We start from the raw sequence: 24926 nt of genomic DNA, 5'->3' as shown, positions 1-24926 counted from the left end.
CACTCCAGCATGTGGCGGGTGCTGATTTTAGCCTTGATGACGGGCGTTATGGCCGTGGGAATCACCGATTCCGCGCGGGCGCAGACGGCGCAACCGGCGCCCAAAGCCGCGCCAAAGGCGGCTGCACCGGCGGCCAATCCGGCTGCAAAGACAGTAGCAAAGCCCGAGAGCAAGCCGGTGGCTCCAGCCACCGCAGTTGCGGGCGGCGCGGAGCCGACCCTGATCGGCCAGTTCGGCACCTGGGGCGCCTATTCGGCCACACCGAACGGCAAGAAGGTCTGCTTCGCGCTGGCCAAGCCGTCGTCGTCGAAGACCAACCCGCCGAACCGCCCGCGCGATCCCGCCTATGCCTTCGTTTCGACCCGGCCGGCGGAAAAGGTGAACAACGAAGTCTCGGTCATGATCGGCTATGCGCTGAAGCCGGGCTCGGAATCCTCGGTCGAGGTCGGCGGCGCCGCTTTCGCGATGTACACGCAGGGCGACGGCCTCTGGATCAAGAACGCGGCCGAGGAAGAGCGGATGGTCGAGGCCATGCGCAAATCCGCCGATCTCGTGGTCAAGGGCGTCTCGGCCAAGGGAACGGAGACAACCGATACCTTCTCGTTGAAGGGCCTCGCCCAGGCGCTGGACCGGATTTCCCAGGATTGCAGGCGGTAAACCAGCCGCGTTAAGGCTGCGGTCGGTATCACGGTCGCAATCGGCGGTTCCGGTTGCTATATTGGGGTATCCCAAAGGTGCAGCCGTCATGGCCGGGCTAAAGCGCGAAGCGCGTCTTCGCACCAGATGTCCCGGCCATCCACGCGCTAGCAACGGGCGGAACAGAACGTGGATGCCCGGGGCAAGCCCGGGCATGACGAGAGATATCAGGCAACCAATGCAACCGACGACCGAGCCGCACAACGCAATACTGGTGGAGAAGACTCCGCTCGAAACCTATGTGCCGCCGGCCAGGCCCTCGCTGATCGGCCTGTCGCGCAGCGAGCTTGCCGACCGCCTCGGCGAGATCGGCGTCGCGCCCGCGCAGCGCAAGATGCGCGTCCAGCAGCTGTGGCACTGGCTCTATTTCCGCGGCGCCCAAAGCTTCGACGATATGACGTCGATCTCGAAGGGCATTCGCGCCGAGCTCGTGCAACACTTCACCGTCGACCGTCCCGAAGTCGTGGCCGAGCAGATCTCCAACGACGGCACCCGCAAATGGCTGCTGCGTCTGCCGAGCGGCGACAATGTCGAGCGGGCCCACGAAGTCGAGTGCGTCTACATTCCCGAGACCGATCGCGGCACGCTTTGCGTTTCCTCCCAGGTCGGCTGCACGCTGAACTGCTCCTTCTGTCACACCGGCACGCAGCGGCTGGTGCGCAATCTCACCGCCGGCGAGATCGTCGGACAGGTGATGGTCGCGCGCGACCGCCTCAATGACTGGGCCGATCGCGAGGACGGCACGCGTCGCGTCACCAATATCGTGATGATGGGCATGGGCGAGCCGCTCTACAATTTCGACGCGGTGCGCGACGCGCTGCTCATCGTCGGCGACAATGAAGGCATCGGCATCTCCCGTCGCCGCATCACGCTGTCGACCTCGGGCGTGGTGCCGAACATCGTGCGCGCGGGCGACGAGATCGGCGTCATGCTCGCGATCTCGCTGCATGCGGTGCGCGACGAGCTGCGCAACGAGCTTGTGCCGCTCAACCGCAAATATCCGATTAAGGAGCTGCTGCAGGCCTGCCGCGACTATCCCGGCGCCTCCAACGCGCGCCGCATTACCTTCGAATATGTGATGCTCAAGGGCGTCAACGATTCGCTCGACGATGCGAAACTGCTGGTGAAACTGCTCAAGGGCATTCACGCCAAGATCAACCTGATCCCGTTCAATCCCTGGCCCGGCACCGCCTATGAATGCTCGGACTGGGACCAGATCGAGAAATTCTCCGAATACATCTTCAACGCCGGCTATTCCTCGCCGGTGCGCACCCCGCGCGGCCGCGACATCCTCGCCGCCTGCGGCCAGCTCAAGTCGGAGACCGAGAAGCTCTCGGCCCGCGAACGTCAGGCGCTGCGCGCCATGGCGATGACGGATTGATAGTTCATGCCTTCGCTCTCGCATCCTCGTCATTGCGAGCGCAGCGAAGCAATCCAGAATCTTTCCGTTGAGACAGTCTGGATTGCTTCGTCGTGGAGCCTGTCATCCGGCCCGCCGAAGGCGGGACCGGGTGGCTCCTCGCAATGACGGCGGAATTGGCATTTCTGTCATGTCCCTGATCGGCCGCCTCATCGTCATCTTCATCGGCTTCCTCGCCGCCTGCTTCGTCGGCGGCATGATCGTCGTCGTCGCGCTGTTGTTTCCGGAGTTTGCCGATCTCGGCGCCGGTCCGGTCGACCAGGGCGCGATCGACATTCTGCTCGGCTTCGGCTTCATCTTCGTCTCGGGCTTTGCGCTGGTTCCGGCGGCGGCGATCGTCGCGATCACCGAAGCGCTCTATATCCGCAGCGCGCTCGCTTATGCCGTGGGTGGCGGCGTAGTTGGCCTAGCCTGCTATCTCGGCCTCATCCCCTTCCACTCCGATTCACTCCAGTTCGAAGGCATCGTGCGACGGCATCTGGAGATCATGACGGGCGCGGGCATCGTCTCCGGCGTGGTCTACTGGCTGATTGCCGGCCGCAATGCCGGCGCCTGGCGCAATCCGCCGCCCCCGCACAAGCCGCCTCCGCCGCTGCCGTCGAATTCGCGGCCGGATGCGCGATGAGTCGCGCCGCTTCCGGGGTTTTCATCTCCTCCCCACTCCGCTAAACCGCGCGCCATGAACCGGACTGGACTCTTCATCGCCCTGGCGCTGTGGCTTGTGATCGGCGTCGTTTTCGGCCTCTATCCCGAACTCGATCTCAAGCTCGCCGCACTGTTCTTCGACCCCGAGACGAAGACGTTTCCGCTCAAGCTGAATGAGTGGGCGGGCGTCGCGCGCGACGCCGCCATGTGGGTCGCCTGGGCATTCGTGCTGCCGCCGCTGGTCGCGCTTGTGGTCAAGATGATCCGACCCGACCGGCCGCTGATGGTATCGGGGCGCGCGATCGTATTCCTGCTGGTCACCATCATCATGTCGGCAGGCATCCTCACCAATCTCACCTTCAAGACCTATTGGGGACGGCCGCGTCCGGTGGTGGTGACTGAGTTTGCCGGCGACCAGCAATTCGTGCCGTGGTGGGATCCGCGCGGCGATTGCGCGCGCAACTGCTCGTTCTTCTCGGGCGAGGGCGCGACCGCGTTCTGGACGCTGGCGCCGGCTGCGCTGGCGCCGCCGGCATGGCGGCCGCTCGCCTATGCCGGTGCGGTTGTGTTCGGCATGGTCACCAGCGGGCTGCGGATGGCCTTCGGCGGCCACTTCTTCACCGATGTCTCGATCGCCGGCCTCGTCACCTTCGTCGTGATCTGGTTCGCCTACGCGCTGATTTACCGCTGGCCGCGGACCCGGTTCTCGGACGAGGCGGTCGATGCCGCCCTGACCCGGCTGAACATGCCCGCCTACCGGCTCCGCCAGCGCCTGTTCGGCCGCAAGACAGGCCCCGAGCCGTCGATTTGAGCCATTAAATGCGTGCCGAGGCGCGCGAAATTTGATATTCGCGCGGTCAACCCACGAACGCCATCCGCCCCTTGAGACCCGATTGGAAGCCCCATGACCACGATCCTGAAAAGCCTGCCCAAGGGTGAGAAAGTCGGCATCGCTTTTTCGGGCGGTCTCGATACCAGCGCGGCGCTGCTCTGGATGAAGCAGAAGGGCGCGCGCTGCTACGCCTACACCGCCAATCTCGGCCAGCCCGATGAAGCCGACTACAACGAGATCCCGCGCAAGGCCGAGGCGTTCGGCGCCGAGAAGGCGGTGCTCGTCGATTGCCGCACGCAGCTCGTCCACGAGGGCATCGCCGCGATCCAGTCGGGCGCCTTCCACATCTCGACCGGCGGCATCACCTATTTCAACACCACGCCGCTCGGGCGCGCCGTCACCGGCACGATGCTGGTCGCGGCGATGAAGGAAGACGGCGTCAACATCTGGGGCGACGGCTCGACCTTCAAGGGCAACGACATCGAGCGCTTCTACCGCTACGGCCTGCTGACCAATCCATCCTTGCGCATCTACAAGCCCTGGCTCGACCAGCAATTCATCGACGAGCTCGGCGGCCGCGCCGAAATGTCGGCGTTCATGACCGCCCAGGGCTTCGCCTACAAGATGAGCGCGGAGAAGGCGTATTCGACCGACAGCAATCTGCTCGGCGCCACGCACGAGGCGAAGGATCTCGAGAGCCTCGACAGCGGCATCAAGATCGTCAACCCGATCATGGGCGTGCCGTTCTGGCGTGACGACTGCAACATCAAGGCCGAGAAGGTCGTCGTGCGTTTCGAGGAAGGCCAGCCGGTCGCGCTGAACGGCCAGACCTTCAGCGATCCCGTCGCATTGTTCCTCGAAGCCAATGCGATCGGCGGCCGCCACGGCCTCGGCATGAGCGACCAGATCGAGAACCGCATCATCGAGGCCAAGAGCCGCGGCATCTACGAGGCGCCCGGCATGGCGCTGCTGCACATCGCCTATGAGCGCCTCGTCACCGGCATCCACAACGAGGACACCATCGAGCAGTACCGCATCAGCGGCATGCGCTTGGGACGCCTGCTGTATCAGGGTCGCTGGTTCGATTCGCAGGCCCTGATGCTGCGCGAGACCGCGCAGCGCTGGGTCGCACGCGCCGTCACCGGCGAGGTGACGCTGGAGCTGCGCCGCGGCAACGACTATTCGATCCTCAACACCGAGAGCCCCAACCTGACCTATGCGCCGGAACGGCTCAGCATGGAGAAGGTGGAAGACGCCGCATTCACGCCGGCCGACCGTATCGGCCAGCTCACCATGCGCAATCTCGACATCGCTGACACCCGTACCAAGCTGAAGCTCTACACGGATACCGGCCTGCTGTCGGGCAGCGAAGGCTCGCAGATCTTCCGGCTGGAGAACGACAAGAGCTGAGGCCTTTTTGGGCTGAGGCCTTTTGTCGCCCGACCGGGCGACGCGCGACTTAATGACGGTGTCATTCTCGATCGCTACGTTACCCGTTTCTGTCGGAAACGGGATTGCGGAGCATCGAGCATGGTCAAGGGATCGGCACTCGCCTCACTTATCGCCCTCTGTTGGACAACGTCGCTGTCGGCGCAGACGATCTATCCGATCGATCGTGCCGAGATCCTGGCTGGCGCCCGGTTCGACTTCAAGGTCGAGTTTCCCGGGCCGGTCGATCCGGCCAGGCTGAAGGTGACCGTGAACGGCGCGGACTATGCTGCCGCGTTCGGACGTAGCGGGACCTTCATCGATCGCGAGGACGGCAAGGATCAGTCGGCGCTGATCTTGCGCGACGTCACGCTGACCAAGCCCGGCACCGTCACGGTGGATGTCAGCGACGGCACGCAGCAGCGCAGCATCGCATGGACGGTTTACGACACGGGTCAGCGCAAGGCGAAGAACGTCATCCTGTTTATCGGCGACGGCATGTCGCCAGCGCATCGGGTCGCAGCGCGAATCCTGTCCAAGGGGATTGCGGAAGGCAAGAGCCGCGGCAAGCTCGCGATCGACGACATGCCCCACATGGCGCTGGTGGCGACCGCCGGCTCGGACTCGATCATCACGGACTCCGCGAACTCGGCCAGCGCCTATGCGACCGGCCACAAGAGCGCCGTCAACGCCCTGGGCGTCTATGCGGACCGCACCGCAAGCCCGTTTGACGATCCCCGCGTCGAAACCATCACGAGTCTTGCCAGGCGGCGGCATGGCATGGCGATCGGTGTCGTCACCAACACCGAGATCGAAGACGCAACACCGGCCGCGATGGTTGCTCACACCCGCCGGCGCGCCGCCTATGACGAGATCGTCGAGCAGTTCTTCGCGGCGAAGCCGGATGTGCTGATGGGCGGCGGCAGCGCGAATTTTCTGCCGAAGTCTACGGCCGGCTCCAAACGCAAGGACGAAGCCGACTACATCGCGAAGTTCCGCGACGCAGGCTATCAGGTTGCGACGACTGCGAGCGAGCTCGGCGCCTCGGCCGCAAAGCCGGAGACAAGCAAGCTGCTCGGCCTGTTTGCGACCGGCAACATGGACGGCGTGCTCGACCGCAAATTCCTCAAGGGCGGCGGCGTGAAGAAATTTCCCGAGCAGCCTGATTTGACCGAACAGGTGCAGGCGGCGCTGAACATCCTCTCGAAGAACGAGACCGGCTTCTTCCTGATGGTCGAATCCGGACTGATCGACAAATATGCGCACCTGCTCGACATGGAGCGGGCGGTCTACGACACGATCATGCTCGACAACGCGGTGCGCCAGACGCGCGAATGGGCACGGGCGCGCGGCGACGACACCCTCATCCTGGTCTTGGCGGACCACAATCATCCCAACAGCCTTGTCGGCACGGTGAATGACGATATGGGCACGACGCCCAACGTGCCGCTGCGCGAGCGCGTCGGCGTCTACGAGCAGGCCGGATTTCCCAATTATCCGGCGCCGGATGCCGAGGGCTATCCGTCACGCGTCGATGTGAGCCGCCGGCTCGCCATCTTCTCGGCCAGCCTGCCCGATCACTACGAGACGTTCCGGCCGAAGCTCGACAATCCCAACGAGCCGACCGTCAAGGCCGGTGACGACGGGACCTTCAAGGCCAACGACAAATACAAGGATGTCCCCGGCGCGGTGCTGCGCCCGGGCAATCTGTCAGCGATGATCGGCGCCAGCGTGCATTCGGGCGAAGACGTCATCCTGACGGCGACCGGGCCGGGCAGCGAGCGCGTGCACGGCTCGATGGACAACACCGAGGTGTTTCGCGTGATGGTCGATGCACTTGGACTCGCCGCAGCGCAGTAGGAGCAGTCGCGTACCGCGCGACATTATGCGGCACCATCTCGCATGAGACCGGAAGGAGTTTGAAACGACCGAATGAGTGGGGCCTCGCAGCGACGGAGCGACCAATGGCGAAGTACAGAGACAATCTGCCTCAGCGCCGCGGCGGCATCTTCCTGACCGACGGCGGCATGGAGACCACCCTGATCTTTCACAAAGGTCTGGAGCTTCCTCACTTCGCTGCCTTCGTGTTGCTCGAGAGCGAGGCCGGCCGCTCCCATCTGAGGCAGTATTACGAGGCCTATCTTGCGATCGCGCGTCAGCACGGGCTCGGCTTCGTGCTCGATAGTCCGACCTGGCGCGCCAATCCTGATTGGGGTGTCAAGCTCGGCTACGATATGGACGCGCTCACGGCGATCAACATGCGGGCAATTCGTTTTCTTGAGGAATTGCGCGGCACATGGGAGACCTCCGGCCTGCCCTGTGTGATCAACGGTGCGATCGGTCCGCGGGGCGACGGCTACAAGGCCGGCAACATGGATGCGACGGAGGCGATGGACTATCATTCGTCCCAGATCGCCTCCTTCGCCGAGGCCGGCGCTGACATGGTCACCGCGTTCACGCTGAACAGCGTCAATGAAGCCATCGGCGTGGTGCGTGCAGCAAAGATGCAGGCGATCCCGGTTGCCATCTCCTTCACGGTCGAAACTGACGGTTGCCTGGTCAGGGGAGAGACCCTGCGGGAGGCGATCGAAATCGTCGATCGTGCAACGGAAAGCGCCTGCGAATATTTCCTGATCAACTGCGCTCATCCGACCCATTTCGAGAGTGCCCTCCAAGCCGGCGAGCCATGGGTCGAACGCATTCATGGCGTGAGGGCCAATGCGTCGGCCAAGAGTCATGCCGAGCTCGATGAGTCCGAGGTGCTCGACAGCGGCGATCCCGCCGATCTCGGCCGCCGTTATGTGGCGCTCAGGCGGGCATTCCCGCGCATGCAACTGCTCGGCGGCTGCTGCGGCACCGATCACAGGCATGCCGCAGCCATCTGCGCTGCCTGCGTGCCGCTTCAGGCAGCGGGCGCCTGATCCCAAAAAAAATGGCCGGGATTGCTCCCGGCCATTTTTGCATTTGTGCTTCGCCTCAGCGCGGCGGCGCGGTGCCGGGCGGGGGCGGCGGCAGCGAGGCCTGCCCACCGTTGAGCAGCGGCGTGATGTTGCGGACGGTGACGCGCCGGTTGATCAGGCTCGGTCCTTGCGTCTGCTCCTTCAGATACTGCTCGCCATAGCCCTGCGAGGTCAGGTTCTCGGCGGGCACCCCGAACTGCTGGGTCAGCAATTCGGCCGCGGACTGCGCACGGCGATCCGACAATGACAGATTGTCGACCTCGTTGCCGACCGCGTCGGTGTGTCCCTCGATCAGGAACACCGCGCGCGGGTTGCGCTGGATCGCACGGTTGAGACCGTCGGCGATCCCCTGCAGCCGGGCCGCCTGGTCCGGCGGGATGGTCCACGAGCCCGTCTCGAAGGTGATCGTGTTGACGTCGATGCTCGGCATCTGCATGCGAACATTGGGGCTGTAGCGGATCTCGTCGAGCGTGTAACGCCGATCGATCCGCTGTACCGGCGGTGCCTCCATGGTCTGGTAGATCACGTCCGGCGACGCTTCCTCGGCGTCGACGATGTAGCGATCGTAGGGAATGTTCACGACCGGCGGCGGCGCATCGACATAGAAGCCGCCGACGGACCGCGGATCGCGGTAGCTGTTGTCGATGATGATGATCTCGCGCCCGCCGGGGTCCCTGCGGATTCGCCGCAGCAACGAACCGTCGGGACCGACCACGGTGATGACCTCGCTGCCATCAGGACGGATCACGACCGTGCGGGTCTCGCCGCCGACGGTGTCGGTGCGGATGTCGCGGGCGCCATAGCGGAAGCGATAGAGGTCGTTGCCGCGGACGTAGGCCTGCCCGCCCGGATCGCGGATGATGATGCGATCCGGTTCGGTGTAGACGGTGCGGCCGCCTTCGATGGCCTCGCGTCGCTGGTTGTGCAGGTCGGCAATGGTGGCTCCGATCACGGCACCGGCCACCACGCCCGCACCGATCGCGAGCGGTGTCAGGTCACGCTGCGGCGGGCGCGGCGGAGGTGGCAGCGGTGCGACGACTGTCGGCCTTGCCTGGAAGGCAGGCGTAACCGTCGGCGGAGCGAATTGCGCCCGGTTGGGCGGCGGCGTTGCGGCCGCCGAGCCCGGGACTGTGCTCGGCGCAGCGGCACCGGCGGGCGCCGCGGGCCGCGGCGGGAGGCCGCCGGCCTGAGGCGGCGCAGCCGGAGTTCCGGCTGCGGGCGCGCCCGCGGGAGGCGTTCCACCCTGTTGACCAGGGGTCGGCGTCGCCGCCGGAGCTGTGCCGGGGGCGGGCGTCGGTCCTGCGCCGGGACGGCCGGGCAGCGGCGTCGGAGCGCCACCGGGGGCCGGCGTGGCCGTTGGAGCGGGCGCGGCACCGGGAGCCGGCGACGGAGATCCTGCAGCCGGAGGCGTGCCGGGACGTCCGCCGGCCGGCGGTACACCGGGGCGACCGGCCGGCGGTGCGCCAGGCGTGCTGCCAGGTGCCGGCGTTGCGGTCGGCGCAGGTGTTGTCGCCGGTGCAGGTGTGGTTGTGGGTGTGGCGGTCGGTGCAGCCGCGCCAGGGCGGGCCGCAGGCGCGGCCGGTGAAGGCGACGGCGTAGCAGCAGGTGCCGGCGCCGGACGTGCGGGTGCTGCTGCGGGCGGCGTTGCTGCTGCCGGCGGAGTCGGAGCGGGACGCGCGGCAGGCGGAGCTGCGGCGGGAGGCGGCGTCGGCGTGTGCTGCTGCGCGGCCGGGGGCGGCGGAGTTGGCGCAGGCGCATGCTGCTGGGGGGCCGCAGCCGGAGGCGGCGACGGCTGCTTGGGAGCTGCCGGCGGTGGGGGTGGCGGCGGAGGCGGAGGTGCCGGACGTGCCGCAGGCGGAGGAGGCGGTGGTGGGGTCGGGCGCGACGGCGCGGCAGCCGGCGGCGGCGGAGCGGGAGGATGCGGAGGTGCAGCCGCAGGCGGCGGCGCCGTGGGGCGCGCAGGAGCTGCGGGCGGTGCCGCGGCCGGAGGAGGTGGTGCTGCAGGACGTGCGCCAGGCGGCGGTCCCTTCGGTGCTTCCTTCGGAGGCTGCTTCGATTTGTCGGTCTCTGGTGGTTGTGTCTGCGCTTGCGCGACCACGAGCGGTGGCGCGCTTTGCGCATGCGATGCGGAGCTTGCGAATTGCATCGCGGTCAGAGCCGTCGTTGCAAGCAGCACGAAACGAAGGTTGGTCATGATGGTGAACTTCCCCGGAAGGTTCTTTGACGAAGTGTCGGGATGAACAGCTACGCGTTAGGCCGGAATGTGGCGGGCGAAGAGGTCGCGGGCCGATTTATTTCTGCACGCAAATCACCTCACTATGGTGACGTTCAGTGCGCATTCAGACGCAGGTTGCAATTGCCTCACATGGGATGCTTCGCCTCACATGTGATCGCGCAGCGAACTTGCATCCGTCGCGGGATTCGGCGTGAGCGGTCCGTTCGGTCCGCGCGATGGAATCTCTTCCGGCACGTGGCCCGGCAATTCGTCGGGCCGTGGTGATTCGCCGGGTTCGCGCACCGGCGGCGCGATTTCAGGCTGCGGATTGCCCGGCGGAATTCCAGGCGGCGGCTCGGTGGGCGTGCCGGGCGTCGACGGTGGAATCTCGGGCGGTTCGATCGGCATCACATCATCGAGGTCAGTTGTCTGGAGAATGACAACGATGATGCCGCGCCGATGTTCCTTGTCGTGTCGTGCCTGAACGCGCGCTATTCCGGTGCGTGGCAGACTGCCTCGATGTTGTGTCCGTCAGGGTCGAGCACGAACGCGCCGTAATAGTTCGCATGATAATGCGGGCGGATGCCGGGCGCGCCGTTGTCGCGACCGCCGGCCGCCGTGGCCGCCTTGTAGAAGGCGTCGACCGTGGCGCGATCCTTCGCGAGAATCGCGATATGCACCGGCTTGTTCATCGCGCCTTCCGCACCGAACCAGAGGTCCGGCTTGCCGTTGGCGCCAAAGCCTGCGGCCGCAGCGTGGCCGGTCTGCTCCGCCGTTACTTCCATGATCAGGCTGTAATCGAGCGGTGCCAGCGCCTTGGCGTAGAACGCTTTCGCGCGCTCATAGTCGGAGACCGAAAAACCCAAATGGTCGATCATCGCAAATCTCCCTTGCTCACGGTTAGCGCGACAGGAACGTATTGCTCCGCGTCTTGCGCGCGATCGCAAAGCCGCGCGCGACCATGTCAGCGATACAATCCTGCTGCCATTCGTTTTGTGACAGATGCTCGATCACCACCGCGCGCGGCCACAGCGATTGCGGCGCGTCGCGGAAGAAGCCGATCAGCACGCGGTCCTCAAAGCCCTCGACGTCGATCTTGAGCGAATCGACTTGGCCGACGCCGGCCTCGTCCAGAATGCGTGTCAGCCGCAGCGACGGCACCTTGATGGCCTCCGCGCTGGCCGTGCCGGTGACGACGTGCGTGGCGCCGAGATTGCCGCCGCCGCTCTCGATCATGAGCTCACCGTCGCTGTCACCGGCGGCAGCCTGCACCAGGCGCACCTGCGTCGTCTTCGACGCGGCGTGATTGAACGAAAGCCGTCCAAACGTCATCGGATGCGGTTCGATCGCGACCACCTTGCCATTGGTGCCGACCTGCTGCGCCATGACCAGGGCAAAGGTGCCGACATTGGCGCCGACGTCGACGAACGTGCCGCCTGCCGGGGTGTGCCGGCGCAGGAAGTCGAGCTCGTCGAGATTGTAATCGGGATTGAACAGTGCGCCGCGCTCGGTCGCGCTGCCCTGGTGATAGAAGCGGAACGAGGCGCCCTGGTAATGCACATCGATCGGCCCGCCGCGCATCAGGTTGACCAGCCGCGACATCCACGGGCGGAACGCACCGCGCTTGAGGCCCGACTGTTGCGCAAGGCGGATGATCGCAGCCTGCGCCGCGTTCGGCGCAAACGCGCCAAACGGCGCGGACGAAGGGGCGTTGTCGGGCGTCAAGCAGGCGATCCTCGTTGCAAGCGGCGCATGCATAGCCGGTTTTGCGGGGGACTCCAACGCTCCATCACAGGTGTCGTCCCGGGGCGCGAAGCGAGCCCGGGACCCATAACCCCAGGGAAGAGTTGTGACATGGGACTGGCAACTACGGGGCCTCGCCAAACTCAATCCTGTGGCTATGGGTCCCGGGCTCGCGCTTCGCGCGCCCCGGGACGACAGAGCCTCTTACGCCGCCTTTTTCGGCGCCGCCTTGCGCTGCCTCAGGAATCGCCCAAGCAGCTTGCGTTTGCCCTTGCGCGGGATCAGGTCGATATCGCTGACGAGCTTGGCGCCGCCCTTCCGGCGTTCCAGCACGATCTTGCGGCTGTGGAAGGCTTCCAGCTCGACGCGATGGGCGACGCTGACGATGGTCGCCTTCGGCAACTCGTCGGTGACCATCTGCATCATCTTGTCCTGGCTCTTCTCGTCGAGCGCGGAGGTCGCTTCATCGAGCACGACAATGTCGGGGTTGTGCAGCAGCAGCCGCGCGAAGGCGAGGCGCTGCTTCTCGCCGCCTGACAGCGTCTGGTCCCACGGTCCCTCTTCCTCGATCTTCTCCTTGAGGTGGTCGAGGCCGACCTTGTGCAAGGCCTCGCCGATCTCCTCGACGGTCCAGTCGTCTTCGGCGCCGGGATAGGCGACCGCGCGGCGCAAGCTGCCGGACGGCACGTAAGGCCGCTGCGGCAGCATGAACAGGCGCCGGTCGGGATGGAAATTGACGCTGCCGCCGCCCCATGGCCAGAGCCCCGCGATGGCGCGCACCAGCGTGCTCTTGCCGGTGCCGGATTCACCGGCGACGAGCAGCCGCTCGCCCGGCTCGATCACCACCTCGGTCTCGCCGACGACGGCGGTGCCGTCGTCGAGCGTGACGGAGAGATCCTTCATCTCCAGCATGGCCTCGTTGCTGGTCTCGCCGCGCTTGATGCGGCCGAGACCGTCGCCCTGTTCGGCGCGCTCGAGGCCGTCGAGCGACATCATCAGCGAGGCGACGCGCCGGGCGCAGGCGTTCCAGTCGGCGAGCCGTGGATAATTATCGACCAGCCAGCCGAACGCGCTCTGCACGATGGTGAAGGCGGAGGCCGCCTGCATCACCTGTCCGAGCGTCATGCTGCCGTCGAGGAATTTTGGCGCGCAGAGCAGGAGTGGGACCACAGGAGCAACAAGGCTCGAGCCCTGCGAGACCAGCGTTGTGCGCATGTGCTGGCCGGCCAAACGCGCCCACTGCCGCAGCACGTTGGTGAAATTGCGGTCGATGCCGCCGCGCTCCTCCTCCTCGCCGCCGAGCAGCGCGATGCTCTCGCCGTTCTCGCGCACGCGCGTCAGCGTGTAGCGGAAATCCGCCTCGGCCTGGTTCTTGTCCTCGGAGACCTGCACGAAGCGCCGGCCGATCACCAGGATCGAACCGGAGGCGATTGCGGCGTACAGGATCGCGGCGATGACGAGGAAGCCGGGGATGGTGATGGCCGAGCCGCCGAGCGTGACCGTGAGCGCGCCGCCGATGGTCCAGAGCACGATGATGAAGGTCGCAGCCGACAACAGCGCCGATGTCACGCCGGCGAGGAAATCGACCGGGGAATCGGTCGCAACGCGCAGATCCTCGGCGATCCGGTATTCCGGGTTCTTGTGGTCGCCGCCGACCAGGTTGAGCTGATAATAGCGCCCGTTGGCCAGCCAGCGCGTCAGCACGCTTGCCGTGAGCCAGGCGCGCCAGCGACGCTGAATTCCCATCCGCGCGAACACCTGCGCGACGCCGAGCACGATGCTCCCGATCGCGAGCGGAAAGAACACCGCCGTGAGATGGAAGACGGTGCTCGCCTCGCGCTTCTCGATGGCGTCGAAGATCGCGCGATTCCAGACGTTGATGCCGTACTGGAAGCCGACGGTGAGGACGATCAGCACGACGAGGCCGATCGAGTAGAGCCACGCCAGCCGGTCGCCGTTGCGGCCCCAGAAGCCGCGTGCGCTGATCCAGAAGCGCGTCAGCAGATAGTCCTTGCGGGCCTGTTCGGCTTCTTCGGGCGAGAGTGCGGGATCGGGCTCAATAACCTCCGGCGGCGGCGGCGCGACCTCGTCGCCGTTCTCACCCTTGATCTCGACAATGGGGGGCTTCCTGCCCTGTTCGCGCTTTGCGGCCGGCTTGTGCATGAGCGGATAACGCGAACCAAATCAATCGGTTCCCGTTGGTTCCGCGCCAGCCTCACTCGGCCGCGCCGTCGCGGACCGGCCGGAGCCTCGCGGCCCGATGGAGAACCCGCGACAATTCCTCGATCGAATAGGGCTTTTGCACGAGATCGAAGCCGGCGGCGCCATCTTGTGACAGGGCCTGACTGTAGCCCGTGGTCAGCACGATCGGCACGCGGATGCCGCGGTCGCGGATCGCCTGCGCCAGATCGAGCCCGGTCATCCCGGGCATCACCACGTCGGAGAACACGACGTCGAAGCGATCTGTGTCCACGGTGAGCTCGGCGAGCGCGTCGGTGGCGTTGTCCACCAAAGTGATGCTGTAACCGAGCTCGGTGAGGCCGTCGGCCGCGAAATTGGCGAGCTCGATATTGTCCTCGACCAACAGCACCGACATGCCGCTGCCGGCCACTGCCGGTGCGGTGTTGGGCGCCTGCCGCTGCGGCAGCAGGTCTGCCGGCACGCGCGGCAGATAGAGTGAGAAGGTGCTGCCCTGACCGACCTCGCTCTCGACGGTCACCTCGCCGCCGGATTGCCGGGCGAAGCCGAACACCTGCGACAAGCCGAGACCGGTGCCCTGGCCGACCTGCTTGGTGGTGAAGAACGGCTCGAAGATGCGGCCCAATCGTGCGGCGGGAATGCCGATGCCGGTGTCGCTGACGGCGACACTGACGAAGCCATCGCCGCCTGCAAGATCATGGCTGCCCGAAACGTGCACCAATGTATCGGGTATGGTCGCCGCCGCCTGCACGGCGAAGGTGATCCTGCCTTTGCCCTGCATGGCGTCGCGCGCATTGGTCGCCATGTTGATCAGAGCCGTCTCGAACTGGCCGGCATCGGCCTTGACGAGGCAGGGCTCGGTCGGCAGCCGGATTCCGATCTCGATCGCCGGCCCGAGCAACGTGGCGAGCATGTCGTGCAGCGACTGCATCCGATCCCCGACGTCGAACACTTCCGGTTTCAGGGTCTGGCGCCGCGCGAACGCCAGCAGCTGCAAGGTCAGCTTGGCGGCGCGCGCGACCGCGTCCGCAATGGCATTGATGTAGCGCTGCCGCCGCTCCTCGCTCAGCTGCGGCCGGTTCAACAGGTCGACCGAGGCGCGGATCACGGTGAGGAGATTGTTGAAGTCGTGCGCGACACCGCCGGTGAGCTGGCCGAGCGCTTCCAGCCGTTGGCTGTGCTTGAGCGCCTCCTCGGCCTCGCGTCGCGCTGCGGCCTCGGCGTGGAGATGCTGGGTGCGCCGGAACGCGAGCGCAAGCAGCAGAAACAGCAGCGCCGTGGCGGGAATGCCGAACACCAGATGCTGGCCCATGGTGGCGAGCCAGCGCGCGCGGATCGCCGAGGTCTCGAGCCCGGCGCTGACATAGATCGGATATTCGGCGACGCGCCTGTAGCCGACGCGCCGCTCGATTCCGTCCGAGGGCCAGGCGATGGTGATGAGGCCGTGCTCGGGGTGAGCGGCGATCTGCTGCCCGACCGGTCCGGTCGGATCGAGCCGGAAGTCGCGGTCGAGCCGGGGAAAATGAGTGAGCACCACGCCGTCCGTGCGTCCCATGGCGAAGAAGCTGCCGGGATCGGAGCCGATCCTGGCATAAAAGCTCTCGAAATATTCCGGCAGGACGGAGGCCTGGATGACGCCGATGAAGCTGCCATCGTCGGCTTCGCGGCGCCGGCTCATGCCGAAGAAGCGTGCTCCCTGATAGGGCGGACGCGGCGTCAGGGCCGCGCCGGCGAACGTGCCAATGTTCTGGTCGACATGGGCGTAGAAGTAATCGCGGTCCGCAAAACTCAGATCCTGCGGTGGCGAGGCGAGACTGTTGACCAGCGATTTCCCGTTCGCGTCGAAGATCCAGGCCGATTTGAGCTGCGGCAGCGCATCGGTCAGCCGTTTCAGGCGGCGGTGCAGCGCCGGTTCGCGCGAGCGGATGACCTCGTCGGGGAGGCCGCGCACGACCTCGTTGAGCTCGGCAAGGCTGCGGTCGATGGTCTCGAACACCTTGAGCGCGTGCTCATGGGCGACATCGAGCGTGCGCTCGATCTCGCGGTCGGCGATGTCCTTTGTCGATGTGTAGGAGATCGTGGAGGTGAAGACGAACAGTGCAATCGGCAGCGCCAGGGATGCCGCCATCATCCACTGCAACAGTCTCAGCGAGTTGCGTTGCGCACCCTGCACAGTCGCTCCGGTCCCTGACCGGAGAGCTTACTTGAAATTCCCGCTGGGAAGGAAGTGGCTTGTCGATGGAACCGGAGGTTGCAATCCGGACGTTCGCGCGTGGTGCGGGCTATGGCAAATTCTACTCAAACTGAGGTTGATCGTAGAATGCCCCGGCCGTCCCGGCCGGGGGGCCGTAGCATGAATGAGGCCTAGATCTGGCGCTCGACCATCTTGAGCTTGAGCTCGGCGATGGCTTCGGCCGGGTTGAGACCCTTCGGGCAGGCCTTGGCGCAGTTCATGATGGTATGGCAGCGGTAGAGGCGGAACGGGTCCTCGAGATTGTCGAGGCGCTCGCCGGTCGCCTCGTCGCGGGAGTCGGACACCCAGCGGTTGGCCTGGAGCAGGGCGGCGGGGCCGAGATAGCGGTCGCTGTTCCACCAATAGCTCGGGCACGAGGTCGAGCAGCAGGCGCAGAGGATGCACTCGTAGAGACCGTCGAGCTTCTCGCGATCCTCGTGGCTCTGGCGCCACTCCTTCTGCGGCGTCGGCGAGGTCGTCTTCAGCCACGGCTCGACGGAGGCATACTGCGCATAGAAATTGGTGAGGTCGGGAACGAGGTCCTTCACGACCGGCTGGTGCGGCAGCGGATTGATCTTGACCGCGCCGTCCTTGACGTCGTGCATCGAGCGGGTGCAGGCCAGCGTGTTCTGGCCGTCGATGTTCATCGCGCAGGAGCCGCAGACGCCTTCACGGCAGGAGCGGCGGAAGGTCAGCGACGGGTCGATGTTGTTCTTGATCCAGATCAGGCCATCCAACACCATCGGACCGCAATCATGGGTGTCGACGTAATAAGTGTCGACGCTCGGATTCTTGCCGTCGTCCGGATTCCAGCGATAGACGCGGAATTCGCGAACGTCTGTCGCGCCCGCCGGCTTCGGCCAGGTCTTGCCGCCGGTGATCTTGGAGTTCTTCGGAAGTGCGAATTCAACCATTTCGATAAAGCTTTCGCTGTTCGTTCAGTACACGCGCGACGTTTAGTAAACGCGAGCTTTGGGCGGAATGTACTGCACGTCGTTGGTCATGGTGTAGTCGTGAACGGGGCGGTACTCGATCTTGACCTTGCCGGCATCGTCGAGCCAGGCCAGCGTGTGCTTCATCCAGTTCTTGTCGTCGCGCGCGGAGAAGTCCTCGCGGGCGTGGGCGCCGCGGCTCTCGGTGCGGTTGGCGGCGGAGTCCATCGTCACCACCGCCTGCGAGATCAAATTGTCGAACTCGAGCGTCTCGATCAGGTCGGAATTCCACACCAGCGAGCGGTCGGACACGGCGATGTCGGTGATGCCGCTGTGGACCTTCTCGATCAGGTTCTGGCCTTCGCTCAGGATGTCGCCGGTGCGGAACACCGCGCAATTGTTCTGCATCACGTGCTGCATGCCCTCGCGCAGCTTCGCGGTCGGCGTGCCGCCGGAGGCGTAGCGGTAATGGTCGAGGCGGCCGAGGGCGAGATCGGACGAGTTCGCCGGCAGCTCCGGCTGCTTGGCGTTGGGCGTGAGCTTTTCGGCAAGACGCAAAGCGGCGGCGCGGCCGAACACGACGAGGTCGATCAGCGAGTTGGAGCCGAGGCGGTTGGCGCCGTGCACGGAGACGCAGGCGGCTTCGCCGATGGCCATCAGGCCGGGGATGATGGCGTTGTCGTCGCCATCCCGCTTGGTCAGCACTTCGCCATGATAGTTCGTGGGGATGCCGCCCATGTTGTAGTGGACGGTCGGCACGATCGGGATCGGCTCGCGCGTCACGTCGACATTAGCGAAGATTTTTGCGGATTCGGAGATGCCCGGCAGGCGCTCGGCCAGTACCGCGGGATCGAGATGGTCGAGATGCAGGAAGATGTGGTCCTTCTTCTTGCCGACGCCGCGGCCTTCGCGGATCTCGATGGTCATCGCGCGCGAAACGACGTCGCGCGAGGCGAGGTCCTTCGCGGACGGCGCATAGCGCTCCATGAAGCGCTCGCCCTCGGAATTGACGAGATAGCCGCCTTCGCCGCGCGCGCCTTCGGTGACGAGACAGCCCGAGCCGTAAATGCCGGTCGGGTGGAACTGCACGAACTCCATGTCCTGCATCGGCAGGCCGGCGCGCAGCACCATGCCGCCGCCGTCGCCGGTGCACGTGTGTGCCGAGGTGCAGGACGCGTAGGCGCGGCCGTAGCCGCCGGTGGCCAGGATCACGGTCTGGGCGCGGAAGCGGTGCAGCGTGCCGTCATCCAACTTGAGCGCGATGACGCCGCGGCAGGTGCCCTGGTCGTCCATGATCAGGTCGATGGCGAAGAACTCGATGAAGAACTCGGCCGCGTGGCGCAGCGACTGACCGTACATCGTGTGCAACATGGCGTGGCCGGTGCGGTCGGCGGCGGCGCAGGTGCGCTGCGCCTGGCCCTTGCCGTAGTCCATAGTCATGCCGCCGAACGGGCGCTGGTAAATCTTGCCGTCCTCGGTGCGCGAGAACGGCACGCCCCAATGTTCGAGCTCGTAGACGGCCTCGGGCGCGTTGCGCACCATGTACTCGATCGCGTCCTGGTCACCCAGCCAGTCCGACCCCTTCACGGTGTCGTACATGTGCCAGCGCCAATCGTCCTTGTGCATGTTGCCGAGTGAGGCCGAGATGCCGCCCTGCGCCGCAACCGTGTGCGAGCGGGTCGGAAACACCTTGGTGATGCAGGCGGTGCGCAGACCAGCTTCACTGCAGCCGACCACGGCGCGCAGGCCCGCGCCGCCGGCGCCGACCACGACGACGTCATAGGTGTGGTCTTCGATCGGATAGGCTTTGCCGTTGGTGGCGGGAGCGCCGTTGCCCTTGCCATTCGTCGCTGTGGCCATGGGTTACACTCCGGATGAAAGCTTGAGGATCGCGTAGGTCGAGGCGAGCGCGACGGCGATCGAGAAGAAATTGTTGAGCATGATCGAGATGAGCTTCAGCTTCTCGTTATGGACGTAGTCCTCGATCACGACCTGCATGCCGATCTTCATGTGCCAGGCGCTGGCGGCGATGAAGAGCAGCAGGATCACCGCGATCGGCAGCGAGCCGAGGATCTGCGCGGCGCCGGCCTGATTGCGGCCGAGCAGCATCATGATGATCACGAGCACCGGAATCATCAGCAGCGTCATGGCGACGGCGGTGATGCGCTGGCGCCAGAAATCGGACGTACCCGAATGCGCCGCGCCGAGATTGCGGACGCGGCCGAGCGGGGTGCGCATGCTGCGCTTGGGCGTATCGGTCGCGCTCATCGTCCGCCTCCGATCGCATAGGCGATGATCCAGATCAGGACCGTGAGCACGATGCCGCCGATCAGCGCGCCCCAGGTCAGGGCCTCGCGCTCATTGGGCTTGAAGCCGTAGCCGAGGTCCCACACGAAGTGCCGGATACCGCTCAGCATATGGTGCATCAGCGCCCAAGTGTAGCCGAACACGATCAGCCGGCCGATGATGCTGCCGGTGAAGGCCTGGACGTGGGAATAGGCGGCGGGGCCGGAAGCCGCCGCGATCAGCCACCAGGCCAGCAGCAGGGTTCCGACGTAGAGCGCGATACCGGTGGCGCGATGGACGATGGACAGCGCCATCGTTAGCGTCCAGCGGTAGACTTGCATGTGGGGGGAAAGCGGTCGTTCGATCCGTGCGGTCATGGGCTTTTGATGTTTATTGCGGCCCAGCAGGGGGCACGCGGGGATCGCGAAAGGTCGGCTCTATTTACGGAGTCGATTTCGCCTGCGCAATCACCAAATCGCCATAAATCGAACCGCGGTTCAGCTCTAGAGCGTTGATGATGCAAGGCCAATCAGTGGCTTGGTATACCAGCACTTCTGTCCGCCAACGAAAAAAAGAATATATATTCATTTGTTCTGAAGGGACCGATGCGCGTTGAAATTGCTATTGGAACGCCTCTAAACGGACCATGCCGTCCAAACCTGCCCGGCGCCGGTCTTTTGGGCCGCTAACGCCATTCGGACGGCACCAAACAGCTCCCACTCCGGCCCGGTTTGACCCCTGTCCGGATATGCGCACCTTGCATTCCACCCCAGCCGCAAGACGTGGCGTGTCGACCGCGAGAATCAGATCGCCTAAAGCTCCGCACGCAACTTTCCGAACCCATGTTCCGGAGAAGTTGCGACCAGTCGCCGGGGCAGGTCAGGGGTGATTGCAGGTCTTGATACCAAGGAGATCGTCGAGCTCGCGCTGTTGCTGATCGCAACCGGCGCGCTCTCGGGATTCTTGGCCGGCGTGTTCGGCATTGGCGGCGGCGCGATTCTCGTGCCGGTGTTCTACGAATGCTTCCGCATCGCCGGCGTGCCGCTCGAAGTGCGCATGCCGCTCTGCATCGGCACCTCGCTCGCCGTGATCATCCCGACCTCGATCCGCTCGTTCCAGGCGCACTACAAGCGCGGCGCCGTCGACATGACGATCCTGCGCGTGTGGTGGCTGCCGATCGTGATCGGCGTCGTCGCCGGCAGCGTCATCGCGCGTTACGCGCCGGAGCGGCTGTTCAAGGTCGTGTTCGTCTGCGTCGCCTATTCCGCGTCGGCGCGTCTCATCTTCGCGCGCGAGGGTTGGAAGTTCGGCGACGATCTGCCTAAAGGCCCGCTGATGCGCGTCTACGGCTTCTGCGTCGGTATCCTCTCGACGCTGATGGGCATCGGCGGCGGCCTGTTCTCGAACCTGCTGATGACGTTTTACGGCCGGCCCATCCACCAGGCAGTGGCGACCTCGTCGGCACTCGCGGTCCTCATCTCGATCCCCGGCGCGCTCGGTTACATCTATGCCGGCTGGCCGGCGGCTGCGACCTATCCGGCCGTCGCAGCGCTGCAAATCCCGTTCGCGCTGGGTTACGTCTCGCTGATCGGCGCCGTGCTGGTGATGCCGATGAGCCTTGTGACAGCGCCACTCGGTGTGAGGGCCGCGCATGCGATGTCGAAGCGAACGCTGGAGGTGGCGTTCGGGTGCTATCTGTTTATCGTCGGCAGCCGGTTCGTGATGAGCTTGGTGGGCGGGCAGTGAACGGCTTCGGCTGAACTCCGCGCCACATCCTCCGCTGTCATCGCCCGCGAAGGCGGGCGATCCAGTATTCCACCAGCGCCGGTGATTGATCCCAGAGGCCGCGGCGTACTGGATGCCCCGCCTTCGCGGGGCATGACAGCGTACCGGGTAGAGGCTCCTCGCAAGGACGGCGAGAGAGCAGAGCTCCCCCACTCACTTCTTCGCGTAAATATCCTTGTAGGTATCCCGCAGCACGTTCTTCTGCACCTTGCCCATCGTATTCCGCGGCAATTCGTCGACGACGAAGACGCGCTTGGGCATCTTGAACTTTGCCAGCCTTCCGTCGAGCGCCTTCAGCACGGCGGCTTCGGTGACGTCGGCGCCCTTGTTGCAGACCAGAACCGCCGTGACCCCCTCGCCGAAATCGGCATGTGGCACGCCGATCACGGCGGACTCGACCACGCCGGGCATGGCGTCGAGCTCGCTCTCGATTTCCTTGGGGTAGACGTTGAAGCCGCCGGAGATCACGAGATCCTTGCCGCGGCCGAGAATGTGGACGTAGCCCTTGTCGTCGATCTTGCCGAGGTCGCCGGTGATGAAGAAGCCGTCGGGCCGGAATTCCGACTCGGTCTTCTCCGGCATTCGCCAATAGCCCTTGAAGACGTTCGGGCCCTTCACCTCGATCATGCCGATCTCGTCGCGCGGCAGCTCCTTGCCGGTCTCGGGCTCGGTCACGCGCACGGAGACGCCGGGGAGGGGAAAGCCGACCGCGCCGGGCACGCGCTCGCCGTCATACGGGTTCGACGTGTTCATGTTGGTCTCGGTCATGCCGTAGCGCTCGAGCACCGCGTGTCCCGTGCGCGCCGACCATTCGCGATGGGTTTCGGCGAGCAGCGGCGCCGAGCCCGAGATGAACAGTCGCATGTGCTTTGTGGTCTCGCGTGACAGCGCGGAGTTCTGGAGCAGCCGCGTGTAGAAGGTCGGCACGCCCATCAGCACCGTGGCGCGCGCCATCAGCTTGATGATCAGGTCCGGGTCGAGCTTCGGCAGGAAGATCATCGACGCCCGCGAAAACAGCGTCACGTTGGTCGCCACGAACAAGCCGTGCGTATGGTAGATCGGCAGCGCGTGGATCAGCACGTCCTTGTCGGTGAAGCGCCAGTAGCCGACGAGCGAGAGCGAGTTCGACGCGAGATTGTCGTGCGTCAGCATCGCGCCCTTGGAGCGGCCGGTGGTGCCCGACGTGTAGAGGATCGCGGCGAGATCGTCGTTTGCCCGTGAGACGGTTACGAATTCGCTGCTGGCCTTGTCGGCTGCTTCCGTCAGCGAGCCCTTGCCGTCGGGCCCGAGCGTCTCGACCTTGGCCTTCACCTTGGCGGCGATCGGGGCGAGGCCTTCCGCCTTGGAGGGATCGCAGACCACCAGCGACGGCTCGGCATCGCCGATGAAGTAATCGAGCTCGTTCAGCGTATAGGCCGTGTTCAGCGGCAAATAGACCGCGCCGGCCCGCACGGTGGCGAGATACAGCACGATATTGGCGACCGATTTCTCCACCTGCACCGCGACGCGGTCGCCGGGCTTCACGCCGCGCGCGACCAGCACGTTCGCCATCTGCCCGGCCCGCGCGATCAGATCGCCATAGCTGATACGGCCGCCGTCCTGCGTCTCGACCGCGAGGCGTTTGGGATCGTCCAGACCGTCGAACAGGCGGGAAAACAGGTTGGCGTTGGCAGCTTGGTTCATGCAAGATTTCCTCGACCGCAAGGCAAACAAGGCCGGTCAAAACCGAGGGCTGGATTAGCAAAAACCGCCCCAATGAAGCAACGGAGACAGTTTGCATGACCCAAAACGGGAAACGCGTGGCCTGGGTGACGGGCGGCGGCAGCGGGATCGGGGAGGCCGGCGCCGAGGCGCTCGCGGCCGACGGCTGGATAGTCGTGGTCTCGGGCCGCCGCAAGGACGCCCTGGATACCGTGGTTGCCAGGATTGCCAAGGCAGGCGGGGCGGCCGAGGCCATTGCGCTCGATGTGTCCAACGCCGCCGAAGCCCAGAAGGCGGCCGATCAAATCGTCGCGAAGCACGGCCGCATCGACCTGCTCGTGAACAACGCCGGTATCAATGTCCCCAAGCGGAGCTGGAAGGACATGGAACTGGAGGGCTGGGACAAGCTCGTCCAGGTCAACCTCAACGGCGTGCTGTATTGCATGCGCGCAGTGTTGCCCACGATGCGCAAGCAGCAGGATGGCTCGATCATCAACGTCTCGTCCTGGGCCGGCCGCCACGTCTCGAAGATGCCGGGCCCGGCCTACACCACCACCAAGCATGCGGTGCTGGCGCTGACTCATTCCTTCAACATGGACGAATGCGTTAACGGCCTGCGCGCCTGCTGCCTGATGCCGGGCGAGGTGGCTACTCCCATCCTGAAACTGCGCCCGGTGGTGCCGAGCGAGGAGGAGCAGGCCAAGATGCTGCAATCGGAAGATCTGGGGCGCACCATCGCGTTCATCGCATCGATGCCGCCGCGCGTCTGCATCAACGAGCTCCTGATCAGCCCGACGCATAATCGCGGATTCATTCAGACGCCGAACAACAGGGATTGAAACGGGCGCACTGCCGTAGGGTGGGCAAAGGCGCGAAGCGCCGTGCCCACCATCTACCCTCGATCGCGAATGAAGTTGGTGGGCACGCTTCCGCCTTCGCTCTTCGAGCTATGGCGGACAAGTCGCTTTGCCCACCCTACGGCACCGGGTGCTGAGCCCGGGCTCATACACGGATGCGCCGCTACATAGTTTCACGCATCACAATAAATTATTTCCCGAAACCCCATCGCGAACCCTCCCGTAGTTCGGTCCAACGACGGCACTGCTGCTTCACGCCAAAAGGTCACAGGCGCCGTTGTTGCCCCAACGCAAACGCCGGCCATTGCCGGTCACAATTCAATCGGGAGACCCTCCATGTCGAAGCGTATTGCCTATCTCGCTGCCGCCGCCTTCAGCGCTCTGGCCATCACCGCGACCGTCGTCGCGCCTGTCCGCGCCGAGGAGAAGACCGTCATGGTCGGTGGCGCCGCGATGTTCCCGTCCAAGAACATCGTCCAGAACGCCGTCAACTCGAAGGATCACACCACGCTGGTGGCGGCGGTGAAGGCGGCCGGCCTGGTGCCGACGCTGGAAAGCAAGGGCCCGTTCACGGTGTTCGCGCCCACCAACGCCGCCTTCGGCAAGCTGCCGGCCGGCACCGTCGACAATCTGGTCAAGCCCGAGAACAAGGCGACCTTGACCAAGATCCTCACCTACCATGTCGTGCCCGGCAAGCTCGAGGCCTCCGACCTCACCGACGGCAAGAAGATGAAGACCGCCGAAGGCGAGGAACTGACCGTGAAGAAGCAGGACGGCAAGGTCTGGATCGTCGATGCCAAGGGCGGCACCTCGATGGTGACGATCTCCAACGTCAACCAGTCGAACGGCGTGATCCATGTGGTCGATACCGTGCTGATGCCGGCGACGTAACACCGCCCACCCCTGTTTCATCCCCCGAACAGGATGCTTTGAGACGGCGAGCCGGGGGCACCCGGCTCGCTTTATTGTGACCACGGTCGCCCGCAGACTCGAT

Annotated in this window: 21 protein-coding genes; 10 read left to right on the top strand and 11 right to left on the bottom strand. The window is 65.2% G+C overall.

The window, feature by feature from the left end:
- The first annotated feature begins 9 nt into the window (after positions 1–9).
- The 7 genes from HAP41_RS04210 to HAP41_RS04180 all read left to right on the top strand — a co-directional run bounded on the left by HAP41_RS04210 (position 10) and on the right by HAP41_RS04180 (position 7942).
- The gene (locus HAP41_RS04210; protein WP_063980355.1) at positions 10–657 is read left to right on the top strand and encodes an invasion associated locus B family protein; all 648 of its coding nucleotides are present in this window, start codon (positions 10–12) and stop codon (positions 655–657) included.
- Positions 658–874: 217 nt separating this feature from the next.
- Entirely contained in the window at positions 875–2077 is a 1203-nt protein-coding gene (gene rlmN, locus HAP41_RS04205) for a dual-specificity RNA methyltransferase RlmN (RefSeq protein WP_166106230.1), read from the top strand.
- A 169-nt stretch (positions 2078–2246) separates the two neighbouring features.
- On the top strand, positions 2247–2741 hold the full coding sequence (locus HAP41_RS04200) for a hypothetical protein (RefSeq protein WP_166105121.1): 495 nt from the start codon (positions 2247–2249) through the stop codon (positions 2739–2741).
- Positions 2742–2795: 54 nt separating this feature from the next.
- Entirely contained in the window at positions 2796–3572 is a 777-nt protein-coding gene (locus tag HAP41_RS04195) for a phosphatase PAP2 family protein (protein WP_085402964.1), read from the top strand.
- Positions 3573–3665: 93 nt separating this feature from the next.
- The gene (argG, locus tag HAP41_RS04190; protein ID WP_166105124.1) at positions 3666–5003 is read left to right on the top strand and encodes an argininosuccinate synthase; all 1338 of its coding nucleotides are present in this window, start codon (positions 3666–3668) and stop codon (positions 5001–5003) included.
- 120 nt (positions 5004–5123) lie between these two features.
- The gene (locus tag HAP41_RS04185; protein ID WP_166105129.1) at positions 5124–6881 is read left to right on the top strand and encodes an alkaline phosphatase; all 1758 of its coding nucleotides are present in this window, start codon (positions 5124–5126) and stop codon (positions 6879–6881) included.
- 104 nt (positions 6882–6985) lie between these two features.
- The gene (locus tag HAP41_RS04180; RefSeq protein WP_166105132.1) at positions 6986–7942 is read left to right on the top strand and encodes a homocysteine S-methyltransferase family protein; all 957 of its coding nucleotides are present in this window, start codon (positions 6986–6988) and stop codon (positions 7940–7942) included.
- A 55-nt stretch (positions 7943–7997) separates the two neighbouring features.
- Here the strand turns inward: HAP41_RS04180 and HAP41_RS04175 are convergent, their stop codons facing one another.
- From HAP41_RS04175 to sdhC, 10 genes are all read right to left on the bottom strand, one after another.
- Positions 7998–10175: an OmpA family protein gene (locus tag HAP41_RS04175; RefSeq protein WP_166105136.1), complete on the bottom strand. Its 2178-nt coding sequence runs from the start codon at positions 10173–10175 to the stop codon at positions 7998–8000.
- Positions 10176–10361: 186 nt separating this feature from the next.
- A complete protein-coding gene (locus HAP41_RS04170; RefSeq protein ID WP_166105139.1) occupies positions 10362–10604 on the bottom strand; it encodes a hypothetical protein in 243 nt (80 codons plus the stop codon).
- An 83-nt stretch (positions 10605–10687) separates the two neighbouring features.
- Positions 10688–11074 carry a VOC family protein gene (locus HAP41_RS04165; protein ID WP_166105142.1) on the bottom strand — a complete coding sequence of 129 codons (387 nt, stop codon included), beginning with the start codon at positions 11072–11074 and terminating at the stop codon, positions 10688–10690.
- Positions 11075–11096: 22 nt separating this feature from the next.
- Positions 11097–11921 (bottom strand): FkbM family methyltransferase, encoded by an 825-nt coding sequence (locus HAP41_RS04160; RefSeq protein WP_166105148.1) that lies wholly within the window; start codon positions 11919–11921, stop codon positions 11097–11099.
- A gap of 222 nt (positions 11922–12143) precedes the next feature.
- Positions 12144–14102, bottom strand: a complete 1959-nt coding sequence (locus tag HAP41_RS04155) for an ABC transporter ATP-binding protein/permease (protein ID WP_166105152.1) — start codon at positions 14100–14102, stop codon at positions 12144–12146.
- Positions 14103–14154: 52 nt separating this feature from the next.
- Positions 14155–16311: a hybrid sensor histidine kinase/response regulator gene (locus HAP41_RS04150; protein ID WP_166105154.1), complete on the bottom strand. Its 2157-nt coding sequence runs from the start codon at positions 16309–16311 to the stop codon at positions 14155–14157.
- Between the two features lie 191 nt (positions 16312–16502).
- Positions 16503–17285, bottom strand: a complete 783-nt coding sequence (locus tag HAP41_RS04145) for a succinate dehydrogenase iron-sulfur subunit (protein ID WP_028151918.1) — start codon at positions 17283–17285, stop codon at positions 16503–16505.
- A gap of 42 nt (positions 17286–17327) precedes the next feature.
- Positions 17328–19163, bottom strand: coding sequence for a succinate dehydrogenase flavoprotein subunit (sdhA, locus tag HAP41_RS04140; RefSeq protein WP_135213892.1), 1836 nt, complete (start codon positions 19161–19163; stop codon positions 17328–17330).
- A 3-nt stretch (positions 19164–19166) separates the two neighbouring features.
- A complete protein-coding gene (gene sdhD, locus HAP41_RS04135; protein ID WP_028151915.1) occupies positions 19167–19571 on the bottom strand; it encodes a succinate dehydrogenase, hydrophobic membrane anchor protein in 405 nt (134 codons plus the stop codon).
- Entirely contained in the window at positions 19568–19966 is a 399-nt protein-coding gene (gene sdhC, locus HAP41_RS04130; protein ID WP_028151914.1) for a succinate dehydrogenase, cytochrome b556 subunit, read from the bottom strand. Before sdhC ends, sdhD begins: the two co-directional genes overlap by 4 nt.
- A gap of 508 nt (positions 19967–20474) precedes the next feature.
- On the opposite strand from sdhC, the gene HAP41_RS04125 reads away from it, so the two are divergent.
- Positions 20475–21335: a sulfite exporter TauE/SafE family protein gene (locus tag HAP41_RS04125; RefSeq protein WP_166105158.1), complete on the top strand. Its 861-nt coding sequence runs from the start codon at positions 20475–20477 to the stop codon at positions 21333–21335.
- Between the two features lie 192 nt (positions 21336–21527).
- On the opposite strand, the gene HAP41_RS04120 is transcribed toward HAP41_RS04125, so the two are convergent.
- Complete coding sequence (locus HAP41_RS04120; RefSeq protein WP_166105161.1) at positions 21528–23057, bottom strand: malonate--CoA ligase; 1530 nt, start codon at positions 23055–23057, stop codon at positions 21528–21530.
- A 95-nt stretch (positions 23058–23152) separates the two neighbouring features.
- On the opposite strand from HAP41_RS04120, the gene HAP41_RS04115 reads away from it, so the two are divergent.
- Both HAP41_RS04115 and HAP41_RS04110 read left to right on the top strand, forming a co-directional pair.
- A complete protein-coding gene (locus tag HAP41_RS04115) occupies positions 23153–23914 on the top strand; it encodes an SDR family oxidoreductase (protein ID WP_166105164.1) in 762 nt (253 codons plus the stop codon).
- A gap of 354 nt (positions 23915–24268) precedes the next feature.
- On the top strand, positions 24269–24823 hold the full coding sequence (locus HAP41_RS04110) for a fasciclin domain-containing protein (protein WP_014490676.1): 555 nt from the start codon (positions 24269–24271) through the stop codon (positions 24821–24823).
- The last annotated feature ends 103 nt before the right edge of the window (positions 24824–24926 follow it).

Origin of the sequence: Bradyrhizobium barranii subsp. apii, from assembly GCF_011516635.5 — a bacterium.
Lineage (GTDB): Bacteria > Pseudomonadota > Alphaproteobacteria > Rhizobiales > Xanthobacteraceae > Bradyrhizobium > Bradyrhizobium barranii.
This window is presented reverse-complemented; position numbering and strand designations above follow the sequence as displayed.

Bases quoted from the DNA above. Each gene is read 5' to 3' on its own strand.
- HAP41_RS04210 (WP_063980355.1), top strand. From the start codon at position 10: ATGTGGCGGGTGCTGATTTTAGCCTTGATGACGGGCGTTATGGCCGTG.
- rlmN (WP_166106230.1), top strand. From the start codon at position 875: ATGCAACCGACGACCGAGCCGCACAACGCAATACTGGTGGAGAAGACT.
- HAP41_RS04200 (WP_166105121.1), top strand. From the start codon at position 2,247: ATGTCCCTGATCGGCCGCCTCATCGTCATCTTCATCGGCTTCCTCGCC.
- HAP41_RS04195 (WP_085402964.1), top strand. From the start codon at position 2,796: ATGAACCGGACTGGACTCTTCATCGCCCTGGCGCTGTGGCTTGTGATC.
- argG (WP_166105124.1), top strand. From the start codon at position 3,666: ATGACCACGATCCTGAAAAGCCTGCCCAAGGGTGAGAAAGTCGGCATC.
- HAP41_RS04185 (WP_166105129.1), top strand. From the start codon at position 5,124: ATGGTCAAGGGATCGGCACTCGCCTCACTTATCGCCCTCTGTTGGACA.
- HAP41_RS04180 (WP_166105132.1), top strand. From the start codon at position 6,986: ATGGCGAAGTACAGAGACAATCTGCCTCAGCGCCGCGGCGGCATCTTC.
- HAP41_RS04175 (WP_166105136.1), bottom strand. From the start codon at position 10,175: ATGACCAACCTTCGTTTCGTGCTGCTTGCAACGACGGCTCTGACCGCG.
- HAP41_RS04170 (WP_166105139.1), bottom strand. From the start codon at position 10,604: ATGCCGATCGAACCGCCCGAGATTCCACCGTCGACGCCCGGCACGCCC.
- HAP41_RS04165 (WP_166105142.1), bottom strand. From the start codon at position 11,074: ATGATCGACCATTTGGGTTTTTCGGTCTCCGACTATGAGCGCGCGAAA.
- HAP41_RS04155 (WP_166105152.1), bottom strand. From the start codon at position 14,102: ATGCACAAGCCGGCCGCAAAGCGCGAACAGGGCAGGAAGCCCCCCATT.
- HAP41_RS04145 (WP_028151918.1), bottom strand. From the start codon at position 17,285: ATGGTTGAATTCGCACTTCCGAAGAACTCCAAGATCACCGGCGGCAAG.
- sdhA (WP_135213892.1), bottom strand. From the start codon at position 19,163: ATGGCCACAGCGACGAATGGCAAGGGCAACGGCGCTCCCGCCACCAAC.
- sdhD (WP_028151915.1), bottom strand. From the start codon at position 19,571: ATGAGCGCGACCGATACGCCCAAGCGCAGCATGCGCACCCCGCTCGGC.
- sdhC (WP_028151914.1), bottom strand. From the start codon at position 19,966: ATGACCGCACGGATCGAACGACCGCTTTCCCCCCACATGCAAGTCTAC.
- HAP41_RS04120 (WP_166105161.1), bottom strand. From the start codon at position 23,057: ATGAACCAAGCTGCCAACGCCAACCTGTTTTCCCGCCTGTTCGACGGT.
- HAP41_RS04115 (WP_166105164.1), top strand. From the start codon at position 23,153: ATGACCCAAAACGGGAAACGCGTGGCCTGGGTGACGGGCGGCGGCAGC.
- HAP41_RS04110 (WP_014490676.1), top strand. From the start codon at position 24,269: ATGTCGAAGCGTATTGCCTATCTCGCTGCCGCCGCCTTCAGCGCTCTG.